Source organism: Streptomyces sp. TM32, from assembly GCF_004122755.1.
Classification (GTDB): domain Bacteria; phylum Actinomycetota; class Actinomycetes; order Streptomycetales; family Streptomycetaceae; genus Streptomyces; species Streptomyces sioyaensis.
Map to the genome: position 1 here is coordinate 23923 of NZ_SDIG01000033.1, position 17682 is coordinate 41604.

Sequence of the window (17682 nt, forward strand, 5' to 3'; positions counted from 1 at the left end):
ACACACACGGTGGTTGCTCACCGCAAGGGGACAAGCGTCAATTGCGGACAGATCGCCGCAAGAGGGTGGTTGAGACTTACTCCAAGTAACAGCGGCCACGTTTACCAAGTTTTGGTAAAACGTGGCCGCTGCGTCGTTTGATCGGTCAACTCGCGGAGGGCGTACTGGTCACAAGCGGGCGAGTCAGAAACAGCGGGTCAGAACAGCACCCGGGCCAGCGCGGTACGGGCCGCCGTCACCCGCGGATCCTCGGCGCCGATGACCTCGAACAGCTCCAGCAGCCGCAGCCGTGCGGCCTCCCGGTCGTCGCCCGCGCTCCGCTTCACCGCGTCGACCAGCCGGCCGAAGGCGTCCTCGACATGGCCGCCGACCAGATCGAGGTCCGCGGCACGGATCTGCGCCGGCACGTCGGCCGGATTCTCCGCGGCCTCCTTGCGCACGGCCTGCGGGTCCAGATCCTGGACCCGGCGCAGGAGTTCGGCCTGCGCCAGACCGAGCTTGGCCTCCGGGTTGGCGGGGTCGTCGGAGAGCACGTTCTTGTAGGCCTGGATGGCGCCGCCCAGATCACCGGAGTCGAGCGCCTGGTTCGCGGCCTCCAGCACGGCGTCGTAGGGACCGGCCGGCACCGGGGCCTCGGCCTGCTCCTGCTCGTCCGCGGCCGACGGCTCGACGGGCGCCCCCACGATGCCGAACTGCTGCTCGGCGGCCTGCACCAGCTGGTCGAGCACCTGGCGGATCTGCGCCTCCGGGGCCGCGCCCTGGAACAGCGGGATCGGCTGACCCGCCACGACCGCGAACACCGCCGGGATGCCCTGCACCCCGAACTGCTGGAACAGCATCTGGTTGGCGTCGACGTCGATCTTGGCCAGCACGAACTTGCCGGCGTACTCCCCCGCGAGGCGCTCCAGCAGCGGACCCAGCTGCTTGCACGGCTCGCACCACTCGGCCCAGAAGTCGATGACGACCGGGACCTCGGTGGAGCGCTGCAGGACGTCCTGCTGGAACCCCGCTTCGTCGACGTCGAACACCAGGCGGGCACCGCTCGCGGGCGCCTGGCCCGTACGGGCGGCCTCGGCACGTGCCTGCTCCGCCTTCTGCTTCGCTTCCCCGGCCGCCTTCAGCGCGGCGAGGTCGACGACTCCACTCATGGACATATTGCGTGGCTGCATGGGTCCATCCTCCCCCCTGGGCGGTCCGTTCCGAAAAGCGATCCGGAAAGCGATGCGGTCGGCGACGCGGAATCCCCGGTCCGGTATCGCCGCCGGACCTTCCGCAGGGCACCGCATCCGCTCCGTACGCCCCGCCGGAATGCCGGCGCACGTCCTGGACCGCTGCCCGATTCGGCCCCGAGGAGGACCGGTTGCGGCCATGGGTCCCCACCCACGGCCAGTGGCTATCACTCTTTCGCTACGACCCGTAGCGTAACTCGCCGTCGACCCCGCGCCACAACCGGTTTCAGCCCTGCGTGAAGTGATCTCCCTCACGGCGGTCGGCGCCCGGCCCCGTACTGACCGGTATGGTCGCCCGCATGCACCACTCCGCCAGCCCCCGCAAAGGCCGCACGGGCCGCCCGCGCAGCGCCGCGACCGATCACGCGATCCTCAGCGCGACCCGCGCCGCGCTGGTCGATCTGGGCTGGGGGCGGCTCACCATGAGCGAGGTGGCGGCACGCGCCGGGGTCGCCAAGACGACGCTCTACCGCCGCTGGGCCAACAAGAACGAGCTCGTCGTGGACGCCGTGGCGGTCCTCTTCGACGAGCTCGAACTCCCCGACCGGGGCTCGCTGCGCTCCGATATCGAGGGTGTGGTGCTGCAGTTCGGCGCGCTGCTCGCGCGGCCGGAGACCAAGACGGCGCTGATGGCCGTGGTCGCCGAGTCCACCACCGACGAGGCGCTGCGCGAACGGATCCGCTCGGCGATCGTCGACCGCCAGAAGCGGCTGGTCTCGCTCGGCCGTTCCCGCGCCCAGACCCGCGGCGAACTGCCGCCGGACACCGACGGCGAGGACGGCGCGCGGGCGGCCGTCCGCGCCATGGACCTGATCTTCGATGTGATCGCCGGGGCGATCGTGCACCGCACCCTGGTCAGCGGCGAACCCGTGGACGCCGAGTGGGGCCGCGACTTCACCGCCCTCTTCCTGACCGGGCTGACCGGACTGGCCGGTCCCGACGGCCGGAGCTGACCCACCGGGCGGCCCGGTGTCCCCCCCCGGGAACACCGGGCCGCCCCGGGGCCGGTGGTTCAGACCTGGTAGCGGTCGGCCGCGAAGAGGTGCACGTTCTCGGCCACCCACTCCGAGGTCCACTTCAGGCCCTGCTCCAGGGACACCTCCGGCCGCCACGAAGCCCATTCGCGCGCCCGGGAGTTGTCGGACAGCAGCCGCTCGACCTCACTGCCGGCGGGCCGCAGCCGCTCGGCGTCCACCACCACCTCGGCCTGCCGGCCCGAGGCCGCTATCAGCGCCTCGGCGAGCGCCCCGATGGAGATCTCCCGCCCGGTGCCGAGGTTGACGACCTCGCCCAGCGCCCGGTCGCAGTCGGCCAGCGCCAGGAACCCGGCGGCGGTGTCGGTGACGTAGGTGAAGTCGCGGGTCGGGGTGAGCGAGCCGAGCTTGATCTGCCGGGCACCGGCGTGGAGTTGGGCCAGGATCGTGGGGATCACGGCCCGTGCGGACTGGCGGGGGCCGTAGGTGTTGAACGGCCGCACCACGGTGACCGGCAGCCCGAACGCGTGCCGGTGCGACAGCGCCATCATGTCCGCGCCGATCTTCGAGGCGGAGTACGGCGACTGCGGCTGCAGCGGGTGGTCCTCACCGATCGGCGCGGTCAGCGCGGTCCCGTAGACCTCGCTCGTCGACGTGTGGACCATCCGGCGCACCTCGTACCGCCGGCAGGCCTCCGCGACGTTCTCCGTGCCCACCACGTTCGTCTGCACGTACGCGCCCGGCGAGTCGTAGCTGTACGGGATCCCGATGAGCGCGGCGAGATGGAAGACGGTGTCGCAGCCCGCGACGGCGTCCATCACCCGGCCCGCGTCCCGGACGTCCCCCGCGATCATCTCGACCGGGGAGCCCGGCACCAGATAGCGCGCCAGATTTCCCTTTTCGGCGTACGGCTTGTAGTGGACGAAGGCGCGTACGTCGGCGCCGGCGTCCACCAGCATGTCGACGAGGGTCGAGCCGATGAATCCCTCGGCCCCGGTGACCAGGACCTTGCGGCCGGCCCACTGCTGTGCGGTGTGGTTGCTCATGCGGACTCCTTCAGAGGGGTGGTCGAGTGCAGGGAGGCGGTCGAGTCGTGGGGGTGACCGGCCAGTGCCAGCGCCTTGGCGGCGAGCAGGTCGGCGGCCCGGGCGTGGGTGCCGGGGTCGGCGGCCCGGCCCATCGCGGCGAGCCGGGCGGGGTTGTCGAGCAGCGGGGTGACCAGTGCGTCCAGCCGCCCGTCGGAGGCCTCCGCGTCGGGCAGCAGCAGCGCCGCCCCGGCGTCGGAGAGCACCCGCGCGTTGTGCGTCTGGTGATCGCCCGGTGCGTGCGGATACGGCACGAGGACGGCCGGCATCCCGATCGTGGCCAGCTCGGCGACGGTCGCCGAGCCGGCCCGGCACACCACGAGATCGGCCGCCGCGTACGCCAGATCCATCCGGTCCAGGTACGGCACGGCCTCGGCGACCGCCGAGCCGCCGTTCTCCGCCAGCCGGGCGGAGGTCTCCTCCAGGGCCGCGGGCCCGGTCTTGATCAGCAGCCGCAGGTCCCGGCGCCCCCGGTAGCGGCCGGCCAGCCCGATGGCCGCCTCCGTCAGCCGGGCCGCCCCCAGGCTGCCGCCGTTGACCAGCAGCAGCCGGGCCCCGTCCGGGATGCCGAGCGCCCGGCGGGCCGCGGGGCGCAGGGCCGTACGGTCCAGCTCGGCCAGCGGCCCCACCAGCGGCATCCCCACCGTCTCGGCCCGGTCGCCGCCCGCCAGATGCTCCCGGCTGCGGTCGAAGGCGAGGGCGAGGTGCGGGGTGAGCCGGGCGGCGAACTTGTTGGCCCGGCCGGGCACCGCGTTGGACTCGTGGATCAGGCTCGGCAGCCCGGCCATCCGCGCCCCGACGATCACCGGGGCGCTAGGGTAGCCGCCCATACCCACCGCGACCTGGGCCTTTTGTTCCTTGAGGATCGCCCGACACTGGGCGCCCGAGCGGAGCAGCGCGGCCGGCAGCAGATAGCGTCGGGCGCCGAGCGAGGGATCGAAGGGGATCATGTCGACGGTGTGCAGCCGGTATCCGGCCTGGGGAATCAACCGCTTCTCCAGGCCGCGTTCGGTCCCGACGAAGGAGATCACCGCGTCGGGAACGGCCCGGCGGAGGGCGTCCGCGAGGGCGAGACCGGGATAGATGTGGCCGCCGGTGCCGCCCGCACCGATCACGACAGAGAGTGGTGTGCGCATGGCCGCCACGCTCGCGATACGCCCTAAGAAGCTTCTAAGAGAGGTGTTTGGCAGCCTATGTCCATGCCGCCCACGCCCGGAAACACCCCCGCCGCCAGGATCCTCGTCGTCGATGACGAACCGGAGGTGCGCGCCGCTGTGGAGGACGGCCTCGCCGTGGAGGGCTATGAGGTACGCGGCGCCGCCGACGGCCTGGCCGCCCTCTCGGAGGTCGCCTCCTGGCAGCCGGACGCCCTCGTCCTGGACGTGATGATGCCCGTCCTGGACGGACTGGCCGTCTGCCGCCGGCTGCGCGCCCTGGACGACCGCACGCCCATCCTCGTGCTGACCGCGCTGGACTCGGTCAGCGAACGGGTCGACGGCCTCGACGCCGGCGCCGACGACTACCTCGTCAAACCGTTCGCCCTGGACGAGCTGGTCGCCCGGGTCCGCGCGCTGCTGCGCCGCGCCTCGACCACGGCCGTCGAGGACTCCCGCCTCACCTTCGGCGACCTGGTGGTCGACCCGCTGACCCGCAGCGGCCACCGGGGCGACCGCCCCCTGGAGTTCAGCCGCACCGAATGGGCCCTGCTGGAACTGCTGTTGCAGAACCCGGGGCAGGTGCTGCCCCGGGAGGTGATCCTGGAGCGCGTCTGGGGCCGCGACTTCGGCCCGGACTCCAACTCCCTGGCCGTCTACATCGGTTACCTGCGCCGCAAGCTGGAGGCCGGCGGCGAGCCCCGGCTCGTCCACACCGTGCACGGCATCGGCTACCGCCTCGGGCACGCGGAGGGCGCATGAGCGGCACCCGCGGCCTGGGGGCCCGCTGGCGGCGCAGGCGCCCGCTGCGCACCCGGCTGGCGCTGGCGGCCTCCGCCGCGGTGGCACTGGTGGCGGTCGGCGTCTGTGCGGCGGCGTTCGTCGTCATCGACTACCAGATGACCCGCCAGCTCGAACGGAACCTGGCCCAGGCGGCCACCGAGGCCATCCGTCAGCGCCAGAACTGGGGCCCGACGCCGAGCGACACCCTCTGCCAGTACCCGGCCTCCACCTGCATCCAGATCGTGCCGCCCGACCCCGCCAAGGACCCGCGCCAGCCGTATGTGCTGCCCGTCTCGGACGACACCCGGAAGGTCGCCGCCGGCCGGCATCCGGCGTTCTACCAGAAGACGTCGGTGGCCGGGCAGCCGGTCCGGATGTTCACCACGCGCCTGGGGAACAGGGACGAGGCCGTGCAGGTCGCCCAGCGCTCCGACTCCGTCGACCGGAGCGTGGAGCAGGCCGCCTGGGCGCTGTCCGCGGTCGGCGCCGGCGGGGTGCTGCTGGCCGCCGCCCTCGGCTACTGGGTCTCGCGTACCGGGCTGGCCCCGGTCGCCCGGCTCACCGCCACCGCGGAGCGCATCGCCACGACCCGCGACGCCGGGCACCGCATCGACGTGCCCGCGGGGCCGCTCGCCCGGGAGGACGAGATCACCCGGCTGGCCACCAGCTTCAACACCATGCTCGACGCGCTGGAGCAGTCGGTCACCGCACAGCGCCGGCTGGTCGCCGACGCCTCCCACGAGCTGCGCACCCCGCTGACGGCGCTCCGCACCAACGCCGAACTCCTCACCCGCGCAGACCGCCTGACGGATGCTCAGCGCGACCGGGCCTCGGCCGCGCTGGGCCGCCAGCTGCGCGAGGTCACCACGCTGGTCAACGACCTGATCGAACTCGCCCGCGACGAGGAGCCCCGGCCGCTGGTCGAACAGGTCCGCCCGGCCGCCCTTCTGGAGCATGCGGTGGCCACCGCCGGCGAGCACTGGCCCGAGATCGCCTTCACCACCGGCATCGACCCGTCCGCGGCGGACCGCACGGTCCCCGGGGTGCCGGCCCGCCTCTCCCGGCTGCTGTCCAACCTCCTCGACAACGCCGCCAAGTTCTCCCCGCCGGGCGGCCCGGTCGACGCCGAACTCACCCTCCGCGAAGGGGAGTTGCAGCTGACCGTCCGCGACCACGGCCCCGGCATCGCGCCCGAGGACCTCCCCCATGTCTTCGACCGCTTCTACCGCGCGAAGGCCGCCCGCGCCCTGCCCGGTTCGGGGCTGGGCCTGGCCATGGCCCGGCAGATCGCCCGCGCGCACGGCGCCGAGCTCAGCGCCGAACAGGCGCCGGGCGGCGGCGCGCTGTTCCGGCTGCGGATGCCGGCCGGAGCGGCGTAACGGGACGCCGTCACGCTTCACGAGGCCGGTACGTGGCGCCGACCCCCTCGGCCTCCGCTTCCGCTGCCTTCTCCTCGACCTTCGCACGGACCGCCTGCCGGTCCTGCGGCGACATCGACCGCCAGCTCTCCCTCATCCCGGAGATGCCGTCGGTGAGCGCCCGGTAGCCGGACGGGTCGTCCAGCACGTCCTTCAGCTCGACCCGGCCACCGAGCATCTTGCGGGCGATGTCCTGGAGTTCGGAGGGAGCATTGGGGTTGTCGCGCACGGCGCGCAGAGCGGAGGTGAGGTGCTCGTTCTGCTCCTCGGCGAGGTCCCTCTCCTCGATGGGGTATTCGCGGTCGCCGGGGTGGGTGAAGGCGTTGTTGCTGGTCATGGGTCAGGGCTCCTGTCGGACGGTGCGGGTCTGCGTCAGCCGAATGCGTTGCGGACGCGTGCGGCCTCGTCCTGACCGCCGTCGTTGTCGGTGTTGGTGTTGCTCTCGGCGCGGGGCCTGGCAGCTCCGCCCCCGGACGCGGCGGACGACGGGTTCGAGCCGTCGGAGCCGCTGCTGGAGGGCGACGAGCCGCCGGAGCCGCCATCGGAGGACCCGCTGGAGCCGCCTTCGGACGAACCGCTGGAGCCGCCTTCGGAGGAGGACGAGGACGACGAGGAACCGGAACCGCCCTCGGAGGAGCTGCTGCCGTCGCCGCCTTCCGACGACGTGCCGTCACCCGCGGTGGTCGGCTCAGGGTCCTTGTAGGTGGCGCCGTAAACGGTCTTGCCCACCTTGGCGACCTTCTGCTCCCCCTCGTAGGCCTGCGTGAGGCCCCCGCCGACATCGCCCGTCGCCATCTTTCCGAGACCCTGGCCGACCTCGCCCACACCCTTGGCGCCGTCGACGACCTCTGTCCCCTTGTCGACAAAGGGCTTGGCCACGGCCTCACCCGCAGCCCCGAAGGAGAACCCCTTCTGCGCCCCGAAGTGGCCCTTGATCCCCTGAGTGGCGAGGTTCCCGGCGAGCTTCTTGCCGGCGTCGATACCGAGTTCCTTGGCCAGATCGATCGCGATCTCCCGGCCCGACCGCTTCACCTTCTGGGCGATGGCGTCCTTGATGGCCTGGATGATCTGGTCCTTCGCCTTGCTGATGATCTGGCGAACCATGACCCGGGTGGTCGCCGTGGCGGCGGCCGCCCCGGCCTCGGAGGCCCCCAGCGTGACCGGCGCGGCAGCCTGGGCCGCCGCGAACTCGAAGGCCAGCGCGATGAGTTGGGCAATCACCGCGAGCTTCATCACCATGATGATCGTGGCCACGATCTGCAGCACGATGGCAAGCGCCTCGGCGGCCTCGGCGGACTCATCGAGGAAACCGCCTCCGGAGAACTTCTTCCATTTGTTCTCGAATGCCTCGATCGCCTCGCCGGAGTTGGCGCCGCGCACCACTTGGGTAGCACTCTCTCCCTGTTGCTGGGCCGCACGCACAGAGGCAGCGAAGCTACTCCAGGCCTCGGCCGCGTCGCGCATCTTGTCCTCGTCGATATTGGGCCATTGGAAGCCCAGTAGATCGAGGACCCAGTCGACCTCGACAGGAAGCATGATGGTGGCCACTATGACTCACTCCCCCGGGAAGCGTATTTTCGTTGTTCTATGGGGTGTTGTGGGGGTGTACCAAGTTGATCCGGCGTCAATTCGCGAACTTGGGACGGTTCGCCGCGTACTTGGCAAGGTGATCGTGCTGGTCCTGCTCGGTAGTGGCGTAATGTCCACCCGTCGCCTCGAGTTTCTCCCCGATCGTGGTGAGACCTTCACCAAGGGTGGGCATCGACTTCACGAGACCTGCACTCACCGGCGCATAGACGTCCATGAAATACTTGATCAAATCGTCGTCGCCCCAGTCTTCAGCCTCTTTGAGCGTGGCCGCCAACTTCTTTGCGGCACCGCTGAAATCAGAGCCAATGCCCTTGAAGACTCCGCCCTGCGACCTAAGGACGGCCGGATCCACGTCGTATCCGGAGCCTGCCATGGGTCCCCCTTATTCTCGGCTGCATCAGGAATCCGCCGAAGCGTGTGCCGTACGGTAGCCGATGTCTGTGCCTGCCGGAGTCCCGGCCGATGACCATGAAAGGGAATTCCCTCAATGTCCAACTCTCCGCAGATGTCTGGGAAGACACCTTTGAAGACGCTATGCGGGCACCTTTTCTTCCTCACTGTCGCTCTGGTGTTCTTCACCGTCTTCTTCGTCAAAGGGCTGACCTCGGCGGGCCTCACGGGCACGCACGGAATCTTCACGGTCAAGGAATGCGTCCGGGAAAGCACAAGTCACCGCTCCACGGCCTCGCACTATTACGACTGCGAGGGCACGTTCCGCTCGGACGACGGGAAGACCGTGGACAACAAGGCGTCCTTGGACAACCTCGACACCGGGTACGACCCGGGCTTCACACTCGCGGTCCAGGGGCACGGCGACAGCACCGTGCTCCGTGCCCTGTCCGCCGCGACCTACACCGTCGCTGGTCGCGAAGCAGCCATAGGCAACTTCGCCACCGGCTTCGGCGGTCTCCTCTTCATCATCCCCGTGCTGCTCTTCTCCTGGCTCACACGCTTTGATGACACCACTCGTACGATCGCCCAGCAGTGGGCGGCATGGCGGGCGACCGCCGGCACCCGAACCCGCAAGATCGTTCTCGGCGCCGCCGCGGCGGCCCTCTTCGGCGCGTTCGTCGTCAGCCCGGCCCTCGGCTTCGCCCTCACCGCCGGCAACTGAGACGAGCGGGCGGGGCCGTCAGCGCGACGGCCCCGCCCGCATGAGCAAGGTCAGAACCCGGCCGGCTCCGTATAGACCCCCCACTCGTCCCGCAGCACCCCGCAGATCTCGCCGAGCGTCGCCTCGGCCCGAACGGCGTCCAGCATCGGCTCGATCATGTTGCCGCCGTCGCGGGCGGCGTCCAGCATCGTCTTCAGCGCGGCCTGCACCGTGGCGTCGTCGCGCGCCGCCTTGCGGGACGCCAGCAACCGTACCTGCTCGCGCTCGACCTCATGGCTGACCCGGAGGATCTCCAGATCGCCGGTGACCGAACCCTCGTGGCAGTTGACGCCGACGACCTTCTTGTCGCCCTTCTCCAGCGCCTGCTGGTACCGGAAGGCGGACTCGGCGATCTCGCCGGTGAACCAGCCGTCCTCGATGCCGCGCAGGATGCCGGAGGTCATCGGGCCGATCGGGTGCTCGCCGGCCGGGACCGCCCGCCGGCCGCGCTCCTTGATCTGCTCGAAGATCTTCTCGGCGTCCGCCTCGATCCGGTCGGTCAGCGACTCGATGAACCACGAACCGCCCAGCGGGTCGGCGACATTGGCGACGCCGGTCTCCTCCATCAGCACCTGCTGGGTGCGCAGCGCGATCTCCGCGGCCTGCTCGCTCGGCAACGCCAGGGTCTCGTCCAGGGCGTTGGTGTGCAGCGAGTTGGTGCCGCCGAGCACGGCAGCCAGGGCCTCGACGGCGGTGCGTACGACGTTGTTGTACGGCTGCTGGGCGGTCAGCGAGACGCCGGCGGTCTGGGTGTGGAAGCGCAGCCACTGCGCCTTCTCGCTCGTCGCGCCGTACACGTCGCGCATCCACCGGGCCCAGATCCTGCGCGCCGCCCGGAACTTGGCGATCTCCTCGAAGAAGTCGAGATGCGCGTCGAAGAAGAAGGACAGGCCGGGGGCGAAGGTGTTGACGTCCAGGCCGCGGGAGAGGCCCAGCTCCACATAGCCGAAGCCGTCGGCCAGCGTGTACGCCAGCTCCTGCGCGGCCGTCGCGCCCGCCTCGCGGATGTGGTAGCCGGAGACCGAGAGCGGCTTGTACGCGGGAATGCCGTGCGCACAGTGCTCCATCAGGTCGCCGATCAGCCGCAGATGCGGCTCGGGCTCGAAGAGCCACTCCTTCTGCGCGATGTACTCCTTGAAGATGTCCGTCTGGAGCGTGCCGTTGAGGACGGCCGGGTCGACGCCCTGGCGCTCGGCGGCGACGAGGTACATGCAGAAGACCGGGACGGCCGGGCCGGAGATCGTCATCGAGGTCGTGACGTCACCGAGCGGGATGTCCTTGAAGAGGACCTCCATGTCGGCGGCGGAGTCGATGGCGACGCCGCAGTGGCCGACCTCGCCGAGCGAACGCGGGTCGTCGGAGTCCCGCCCCATCAGGGTCGGCATGTCGAAGGCCACGGAGAGGCCGCCGCCACCGGCCTTCAGGATCATCTGGTAGCGCTCGTTGGTCTGCTCGGCGTTGCCGAAGCCGGCGAACTGGCGGATCGTCCAGGTCCGCCCGCGGTAGCCGGTCGCGTAGAGCCCCCGCGTGAAGGGGTACTCGCCCGGCCACCCGATCCGCTCGAACCCCTCGACCGCGTCCCCCGGCCGGGGCCCGTACGCCGGCTCGACGGGATCGCCCGAGAGCGTGGTGAAGTCCGCGTCCCGCTTACGGGCGGAGTCGTACCGAGCCTGCCAGCGGCGGCGGCCCTCATCGATCGCGTCAGCGTCCATACCTTCGAATTTACTAGGACGTCCTAGTAATTGTCGACGGGAGCGGGCCCATGAGTCGCCACATGGGTCACTTTTGTCACTTTCCGTAACTGGACGCACACGACACCACGCGCCCGTCCTCGGGGACAGGCGCGTGACAAGGGGCGGGCCCACCGGCAGAAGGGGCGGGCCGCCGTCGAACGGGGGCGGGCCCCGTCAGGCCTTCACCGGCTCCGGCGTCCGGTCGGCGAGCAGCGGCTCGACCTCGCGGACCACCTGGCGCTCGACGAAGAACGCGGCGGTGGGGATCGTCCCGGCGACCAGCACCCACAGCAGCTTGCCGAACGGCCACTTTGCCTTGGAGCCCAGGTCGAAGGCGAAGATCAGGTACACGATGTAGAGCACGCCGTGGATCTGGGAGACGACCAGGGTGAGGTCCTTCCCCATCCCGAAGCCGTACTTGAACACCATGCAGGTGCAGAGCACCAGCAGCATCACGGCGGTGAGGTAGGCCATCACCCGGTAGCGGGTCAGGACGCTTCGCTTCATGCCCCGAGCGTAACGACCCGTTCCGGGGCGATCTTCGCCGCCCCCCGGGGAACTGGGAGGCGGGTCACTCGTCCTTGAAGTCGGCCGCCGCCACCCGCAGCGGCCGCAGCAGCGCGAAGATCTCCGCGCACTCCTCGGCGTCGTACGTCCCGAGCCCGAAGTCCATCGCCATCAGCTCGCGGGTCGCCGCGTCACACACCTCACGGCCCTTTTCGGTGATGGTGGCGAGCGTGCCCCGTCCGTCGTTCGGGTTGGGCCGCTTGGCGACGAGACCGGACTTCACCAGGCGGTCGACGGTGTTGGTCACCGAGGTCGGGTGCACCATGAGCCGCTCACCGATCTTGGACATCGGCAGCTCACCGGCCTTGGAGAAGGTCAGCAGCACCAGCGCCTCGTACCGGGCGAAGGTCAGGCCGTACGGCTTGACCACCGCGTCCACCTCGGACAGCAGGATCTGATGGGCGCGCATGATCGAGGTGATGGCGGCCATCGACGGCACGGCACCCCATCGCTGCCGCCACAGTTCGTCGGCGCGCGCGATGGGATCGAAGGCAAGGCTGAGCGGCTTCGGCACGCATCCGACCCTACCGGGCGGCCACATCGTGGTCAGGCGCGTCTCATTTTCGGTCCCGGTCGCCGGCCCCGGCCACCCCGGCGCACCGGCCCGGCGGACGCCCGGTCCGGCCCCGGCGCCGTACGCCGTACCTCGGAGATCACCGCCAGTACGCAGACCGCCCCCAGCACCCCCGCGGCCGGCATCACGACCCGCAGGGGCGCCCCCTGCGCGGCCACCCCGGCCAGCCCCATCGCGAGCCCCATCACGGTCATCCGCCCCGCCTGCATCACCGTCATCGCCCGACCCAGCAGCTCCTCGGGGACCGCGGCGACGAACCAGCGGTCGACGCCGAAGTTGTACGAGATCCCGGTGCCGGTCAGCACCAGCAGCAGCACCGCCCAGCCGAGCGAGGGCCGCGCGGCGAACCCGAGCGAGGGCAGGACGGCGAAGACGCCCATGGGGAAGGTCAGCCGGGCCCGGGCCCGCGGCCCGAGGAACGCGCCCACCAGGCTCTCCGCGACCACCGCACCGACCGGCATGCTGCACAGCAGCAGCCCCGTCCCGGCCGGTCCCACCCCCAGCAGGCCGGAGTAGGGGACCAGCAGTGCCTCGGGGACGACCACGAACGCCGGCGGCAGCCACGTCAGCAACAGCAGCGCCCGGACCCGGCGGTCGGCCAGCAGCCGCCGGACACCGCCCAGCGAGGCCCCCACCAGCGCACCGCGCCCTTCGCCCCCGCGGGCCGGCCGCGCCCGGGTCCCCAGCCGCAGCAGCAGGGCCGAGGCGAGGAACGTGCCCGCCGTGAGCGCGAGCACCACCCGCGGGGACACCGCGGCGAGCAGCAGCCCGCCCGCCGCGAACCCGGCGAGCTGTGCGCCCTGGTTCACCAGGCGGATCACCGAGCGCCCCAACACGAACAGCTCCCCGTCGCCGAGGGTCTCGGCCAGCGTCGCGGCCCGGGTGCCGGCGAAGACCGGCGCGATGGCGGCGAGCACACAGCGCAGCGCCAGCAAGGCCGCGACCGGTGTGCCCGGCAGCACCATCCCGGCCACCGCCAGGGCACACAACAGATCGCAGACGACCAGCACCCGCCGGGCCGGACAGCGGTCGGCCACCGCCGACAGCAGCGTCCCGCCGACCGCGTACGGCAGCAGCCCCAGCGCAAAGGTCAGTGCGCTGAGCAGCGGCGACGCGGTGATCCTGAAGACCAGCACGGACAGCGCGAGCTCGCAGACGACCACGCCGAGCGAGGACAGCAGATGCGCGGCGAAGACGTAGCGGAATTCGTGGACGGCGAAGACGGCGCGGTACCCGGCCGAGCGGGCCCCGTCGGCGCGCGGAGCCCGGTCCGCGGTTCGGGCGCCGTCAGGGCAGGCGGGGGTGTGGCCCGACGGCGCGGGCCCGGAGGGCGAAGACATGGCCGCAGCCTGCCGGAGCCCGCCCGCGCCCCGTACTCTTTCGGCTCCGGCCGAATCCTGGGTCCGGGAGGGGAGCGAGCCCGGTCATGCCGGTGAACCTGCACTTCGGCGCCGACGACTTCCTCCGCGTCCGCTTCGCCGTCTCCCCGCTGTGCGAGACCCATGAGGCGGTACGCACCCTGCGCCGCACCGACCGGCACGGCTATCACGCCCCGTGGCTGCGCCGGATGCGCCGGACCCTGGCCGGCCTGGACCTGACACCGCTGTGGCTCTTCATGCCGTCGTCGCCCCCGGGCTACACCCCCGACTTCTTGGGCCGCCCACCGGAGGCCCCGATGGCGGGCTTCGACGAGGAGCTGGCCCGGCTGCGGGCCACCGATCCGGCCCTGGCCCGCGCCGAGATGGCCAAGTCGCTGGCGGGCCGGCCGGATGCGGCGCGCTCGGCGCGCGGCCGGGCCGTACTGGCGGACCCGGCACGGGCGGTCCAAGAGCTGGCGGATGTCACCGAACGGGCCTGGCGGGCGCTGCTCGCCCCGGACTGGCCCCGGCTGCGGGCGCTGCTGGAGGCCGAGATCGCCTACCGGTCACGCCAGTTGGCGGACGGCGGGCTGCGGCGGCTGTTCGCCGATCTGCATCCGCGGCTGTCCTGGTCGGGTGACACCCTCACCGTCCGCACCCGTACCGACTTCGTCCAGATGCAGGACCTGGACGGCCGCGGGGTCCTGCTGCTGCCCAGCGTCTTCGTCTGGCCGGACGTGGTCAGCGGGTTCGACCCGCCGTGGCAGCCCACCGTCATCTACCCGGCGCGCGGCATCGGCGGGCTGTGGACCGAGCCGGAGACCGGCCCGGCGCTGGCCCGGTTGCTGGGGGCGAACCGCGCCGCCGTACTGGCCGCCCTCGACACGCCCGCGACCACGACGGACCTGGCCCACCGCCTCGGCCTGGCGGCGTCCTCCGTTTCGGGCCATCTGTCCGTGCTGCGCGACGCCGGGCTGCTGACCGCGCGCCGGGACGGACACCGGGTGCACTACGAGCGCACGCCGCTGGGGATCACGCTGGCGGCGGGGGGCTGAGCGCGGGTCAGCGGGCGTCGCCGTCGGCGAGGTACCGCTCCACGGTCTCCACCTTCGACGTCAGGCCGTCCGTGACACCGGGCCGGATATCGGCCTTGAGCACCAGCGAGACCCGCGGGGAGCGGGCCTCGACGGCCGCGACCGCGCGCTTGACGACGTCCATGACCTCGTCCCACTCCCCCTCGATGGAGGTGAACATCGCGTCCGTACGGTGCGGCAGGCCCGACTCGCGGACGACCCGGACCGCGTCGGCGACGTACTCACCGACGTCCTCGCCGACGCCCAGCGGGCTCACGGAGAAGGCGACGATCATGCGTTCAGCACCCCTTCCTTGCGGGCGCGGGCCGCGATCACGCCGGCCTCCTCCTCACGCTTGAGGACCCGGTCCCCGTAGAGGCCGCCGAACGGGACGATCGCCAGTACGAAGAAGAAGGCGACGCGCTTGACGGGCCACTTGGTGCGGTTCCACACGTCCAGCAGCAGCACGACGTAGGTGATGAAGAGCAGGCCGTGGATCATGCCGAGCGGCATCACCAGGGAGTCGTAGTCGAAGGCCAGGCGGAAGCCGGTGCCGAAGATCAGCAGCGCCGGGAAGGAGATGGCCTCCGGGACGGAGGCCAGGCGCAGTCGGTGCAGGGCGGCAGCGGTCTTGATGTCCACGGGAACCTCGTTCGGGTGGCGGCGGGCGAGGAGCAAGGGCGCTTGTGCAAGGGTTCACAAGCTTCGCCCCATTGTTACAGTCGCCCCGGCGATCACTGCGCCGGGGTCCGGTGGCCGCCGGTGCCCCCGACGCACACCGCCCGGAGATCAGGGCGAAGTCAGGGTCACGGGGCCTGCCGCGGGCGGCCGGCGCCGACTACCGTCTGACGCGTGGCTCAGTTTCGGCTCCAGGGGAGCAAGGTGCTCGCCGTCGACATGACGGGCGACGCCGTCAAGGCGAAAAACGGTGTGATGGTCGCGTACGACGGCCAGATGTCGTTCAAGAAGATGACCGGCGGCGGCGAGGGCCTGCGCGGCATGGTCACCCGACGGCTCACGGGTGAGCAGATGGCCGTGATGGAGGTGAAGGGCCACGGCACCTGCTACTTCGCGGACCGCGCCAGCGAGATCAACCTCGTCCGGCTCCAGGGCGAGAAGCTGTACGTCGAGGCCGACAACCTCCTGTGCACGGAAGCCGCGCTGCGTACGGGCACGACCTTCACCGGCCTGCGCGGCGCCTCCCAGGGCCACGGCCTGTTCACCACCACCGTCGAGGGCAGCGGCCAGGCGGCGATCATCTCCGACGGGCCCGCGGTGGTGCTGCGGGTCACCAAGCAGTCCCCCCTCCAGGTCGACCCGGGCGCGTATGTCGCCCACACCGGTGACCTGCGGCAGCACTTCCAGTCCGGGGTCAATTTCCGCACCTTCCTCGGGGAGGGCTCGGGCGAGGCCTTCCAGATCCGCTTCGAGGGCGAGGGTCTGGTCTACGTCCAGCCCAGCGAGCGCAACACCGTGGGCGGTGAGGTCTGATGCCGTTCACGACGCTCAACTCCCGCATGGTGGAGGCCCGGATCGGTCCGGGCCAGCGGCTCTTCAGCCAGCGCGGCGCGATGCTCGCCTACCGCGGCGAGGTCTCCTTCACCCCGAACATCCAGGGCGGCCAGGGCGGTGTCGGCTCCATGATCGGCCGCCGGATCGCCGGCGAGGCGACCCCCCTGATGACGGTGGAGGGCACAGGAACGGTCATGTTCGGCCACGGCGGCCATCACGTCCATGTCGTCGACCTGACCGGCGAGACGCTCTACGTCGAGGCCGACCGGCTGCTGGCCTTCGACGGCTCGCTGCACCAGGGCACGATGTTCATGGGCTCCCAGGGCGGGGTGATGGGCATGGTGCGCGGCCAGGTCACCGGCCAGGGCCTGTTCACCACGACCCTCAAGGGCGTCGGCTCGGTCGCGGTGATGGCGCACGGCGGCGTCATCGAACTGCCGATCACCCCCCAGCGCCCGGTCCATGTCGACCCGCAGGCCTATGTCGCCCACCGCGGCGACGTCCGCAACAAACTGTCCACGGCGCTCGGCTGGCGCGACATGGTCGGCCGCGGCTCGGGCGAGGCCTTCCAGCTGGAGCTGTCGGGCCAGGGCACCGTCTACGTCCAGGCGTCGGAGGAAAAACTGTGACCGGTCCCGTCATCCACGACGTCTCCTCCCTCCCCTCCGACGACAACGTCCACGCCTACGCCTTCAGCGTGGAGCTGAACGGCCAGTGGTTCCTGCAGAAGGGGAAGATGATCGCCTACTACGGGCAGATCGACTTCCACGGCATCGGACACGGCCGCCTGGACCGCCTGATCGCCGGCAGTTTCCATTCGCCACTGCACGCCGCGGACTGGGTCGTCGCCGAGGGCCGCGGAAAAATGCTGCTGGCGGACCGTGCCTTCGATGTGAATTCCTTCGATCTGGAGGACGGCAATCTGACGATTCGCTCGGGCAACCTGCTCGCATTTCAGCCATCTCTGTCGCTGAAGCAGTCCATCATCCCGGGCTTTCTCACCCTCATCGGTACGGGCAAGTTCGTGGCCGCATCCAACGGACCGGTGGTCTTCATGGAGCCGCCGATCCGGGTGGACCCCCAGGCGCTCGTCGGCTGGGCGGACTGCCCGTCCCCGTGCCACCACTACGACCATCAGTACCTGCGGGGATTCCTGGGCGGGCTGCGGGCGCACACCGGGATCGGCGGGGCGTCCGGCGAGGAGCACCAATTCGAGTTCGTCGGCGCCGGCACGGTCCTGCTGCAGTCGACGGAGCAGCTGATGCCGGAACTGGCAACCGGGGCAGTCCCCACCGAAGCGGGCATTCCGGGCGCGGGCGGACACGTCCCGCAAAGTGGCTCACAACTGCCCCAGTTGCCCGGCAACCTCGGGAGCCTCCAGCGCCGTTTCGGCCTGTGAGCGGTACTCTGCGGACGGTGACCTCGAACGTCTGACCAACACCCGGCCCCCTGCCGGTCGAGTCGCCACCCCCACCCATT

Annotated in this window: 20 protein-coding genes; 8 read left to right on the forward strand and 12 right to left on the reverse strand. The window is 71.0% G+C overall.

The features are described 5' to 3' along the window. Positions 1 to 197 precede the first annotated feature (197 nt). Positions 198 to 1169, reverse strand: a complete 972-nt coding sequence (locus tag EST92_RS10915; RefSeq protein ID WP_129248241.1) for a tetratricopeptide repeat protein — start codon at positions 1167 to 1169, stop codon at positions 198 to 200. Between the two features lie 359 nt (positions 1170 to 1528). Here EST92_RS10915 and EST92_RS10920 point away from each other — a divergent pair, with 359 nt between their 5' ends. Next, positions 1529 to 2182: a TetR/AcrR family transcriptional regulator gene (locus EST92_RS10920; RefSeq protein WP_254068767.1), complete on the forward strand. Its 654-nt coding sequence runs from the start codon at positions 1529 to 1531 to the stop codon at positions 2180 to 2182. 59 nt (positions 2183 to 2241) lie between these two features. Here EST92_RS10920 and EST92_RS10925 read toward each other — a convergent pair whose 3' ends face one another. Continuing rightward, positions 2242 to 3249, reverse strand: coding sequence for a GDP-mannose 4,6-dehydratase (locus EST92_RS10925; RefSeq protein ID WP_129280741.1), 1008 nt, complete (start codon positions 3247 to 3249; stop codon positions 2242 to 2244). Then, on the reverse strand, positions 3246 to 4424 hold the full coding sequence (locus EST92_RS10930; protein ID WP_129280742.1) for a UDP-N-acetylglucosamine--N-acetylmuramyl-(pentapeptide) pyrophosphoryl-undecaprenol N-acetylglucosamine transferase: 1179 nt from the start codon (positions 4422 to 4424) through the stop codon (positions 3246 to 3248). Before EST92_RS10930 ends, EST92_RS10925 begins: the two co-directional genes overlap by 4 nt. A 57-nt stretch (positions 4425 to 4481) precedes the next feature. Here EST92_RS10930 and EST92_RS10935 point away from each other — a divergent pair, with 57 nt between their 5' ends. Together EST92_RS10935 and EST92_RS10940 are read left to right on the forward strand one after the other, a co-directional pair. Further along, complete coding sequence (locus EST92_RS10935; protein WP_129280743.1) at positions 4482 to 5204, forward strand: response regulator transcription factor; 723 nt, start codon at positions 4482 to 4484, stop codon at positions 5202 to 5204. Beyond that, complete coding sequence (locus EST92_RS10940; RefSeq protein WP_129280744.1) at positions 5201 to 6604, forward strand: HAMP domain-containing sensor histidine kinase; 1404 nt, start codon at positions 5201 to 5203, stop codon at positions 6602 to 6604. Before EST92_RS10935 ends, EST92_RS10940 begins: the two co-directional genes overlap by 4 nt. A 10-nt stretch (positions 6605 to 6614) precedes the next feature. Here EST92_RS10940 and EST92_RS10945 read toward each other — a convergent pair whose 3' ends face one another. The 3 genes from EST92_RS10945 to EST92_RS10955 form a co-directional block, all read right to left on the reverse strand. Continuing rightward, entirely contained in the window at positions 6615 to 6980 is a 366-nt protein-coding gene (locus EST92_RS10945; RefSeq protein WP_129280745.1) for a hypothetical protein, read from the reverse strand. A 35-nt stretch (positions 6981 to 7015) separates the two neighbouring features. Continuing rightward, positions 7016 to 8191, reverse strand: coding sequence for a hypothetical protein (locus EST92_RS10950; RefSeq protein WP_129280746.1), 1176 nt, complete (start codon positions 8189 to 8191; stop codon positions 7016 to 7018). Positions 8192 to 8267: 76 nt separating this feature from the next. Further along, entirely contained in the window at positions 8268 to 8606 is a 339-nt protein-coding gene (locus tag EST92_RS10955) for a hypothetical protein (protein ID WP_129280747.1), read from the reverse strand. A gap of 195 nt (positions 8607 to 8801) precedes the next feature. Here EST92_RS10955 and EST92_RS10960 point away from each other — a divergent pair, with 195 nt between their 5' ends. Then, positions 8802 to 9347, forward strand: coding sequence for a hypothetical protein (locus EST92_RS10960; RefSeq protein ID WP_129280748.1), 546 nt, complete (start codon positions 8802 to 8804; stop codon positions 9345 to 9347). Positions 9348 to 9397: 50 nt separating this feature from the next. On the opposite strand, the gene EST92_RS10965 is transcribed toward EST92_RS10960, so the two are convergent. The 4 genes from EST92_RS10965 to EST92_RS10980 all read right to left on the reverse strand — a co-directional run bounded on the left by EST92_RS10965 (position 9398) and on the right by EST92_RS10980 (position 13600). Beyond that, complete coding sequence (locus EST92_RS10965; protein WP_129280749.1) at positions 9398 to 11098, reverse strand: methylmalonyl-CoA mutase family protein; 1701 nt, start codon at positions 11096 to 11098, stop codon at positions 9398 to 9400. 195 nt (positions 11099 to 11293) lie between these two features. Continuing rightward, positions 11294 to 11626, reverse strand: coding sequence for a DUF3817 domain-containing protein (locus EST92_RS10970; protein WP_129280750.1), 333 nt, complete (start codon positions 11624 to 11626; stop codon positions 11294 to 11296). A 64-nt stretch (positions 11627 to 11690) separates the two neighbouring features. Continuing rightward, positions 11691 to 12200, reverse strand: a complete 510-nt coding sequence (locus tag EST92_RS10975; protein ID WP_129248253.1) for a MarR family transcriptional regulator — start codon at positions 12198 to 12200, stop codon at positions 11691 to 11693. A gap of 32 nt (positions 12201 to 12232) precedes the next feature. Beyond that, on the reverse strand, positions 12233 to 13600 hold the full coding sequence (locus EST92_RS10980; protein ID WP_129280751.1) for an MFS transporter: 1368 nt from the start codon (positions 13598 to 13600) through the stop codon (positions 12233 to 12235). An 86-nt stretch (positions 13601 to 13686) separates the two neighbouring features. Here EST92_RS10980 and EST92_RS10985 point away from each other — a divergent pair, with 86 nt between their 5' ends. After that, entirely contained in the window at positions 13687 to 14673 is a 987-nt protein-coding gene (locus EST92_RS10985; RefSeq protein ID WP_129280752.1) for a DUF5937 family protein, read from the forward strand. Between the two features lie 7 nt (positions 14674 to 14680). On the opposite strand, the gene EST92_RS10990 is transcribed toward EST92_RS10985, so the two are convergent. Together EST92_RS10990 and EST92_RS10995 are read right to left on the reverse strand one after the other, a co-directional pair. Beyond that, on the reverse strand, positions 14681 to 14986 hold the full coding sequence (locus EST92_RS10990; RefSeq protein WP_129280753.1) for an MTH1187 family thiamine-binding protein: 306 nt from the start codon (positions 14984 to 14986) through the stop codon (positions 14681 to 14683). Then, positions 14983 to 15333: a DUF3817 domain-containing protein gene (locus EST92_RS10995; protein WP_129248257.1), complete on the reverse strand. Its 351-nt coding sequence runs from the start codon at positions 15331 to 15333 to the stop codon at positions 14983 to 14985. The genes EST92_RS10990 and EST92_RS10995 overlap by 4 nt, the downstream gene beginning before the upstream one ends. Before the next feature lie 210 nt (positions 15334 to 15543). Between EST92_RS10995 and EST92_RS11000 the strand changes: the two genes are divergently transcribed. Genes EST92_RS11000 through EST92_RS11010 form a run of 3 tightly spaced genes read left to right on the forward strand, consistent with a single transcriptional unit; the run spans position 15544 to position 17602 of the window. Beyond that, entirely contained in the window at positions 15544 to 16182 is a 639-nt protein-coding gene (locus EST92_RS11000; protein WP_129248258.1) for an AIM24 family protein, read from the forward strand. Then, complete coding sequence (locus tag EST92_RS11005) at positions 16182 to 16832, forward strand: AIM24 family protein (protein ID WP_129280754.1); 651 nt, start codon at positions 16182 to 16184, stop codon at positions 16830 to 16832. Before EST92_RS11000 ends, EST92_RS11005 begins: the two co-directional genes overlap by 1 nt. After that, positions 16829 to 17602 (forward strand): AIM24 family protein, encoded by a 774-nt coding sequence (locus EST92_RS11010; protein WP_129280755.1) that lies wholly within the window; start codon positions 16829 to 16831, stop codon positions 17600 to 17602. Before EST92_RS11005 ends, EST92_RS11010 begins: the two co-directional genes overlap by 4 nt. Positions 17603 to 17682 lie beyond the last annotated feature (80 nt).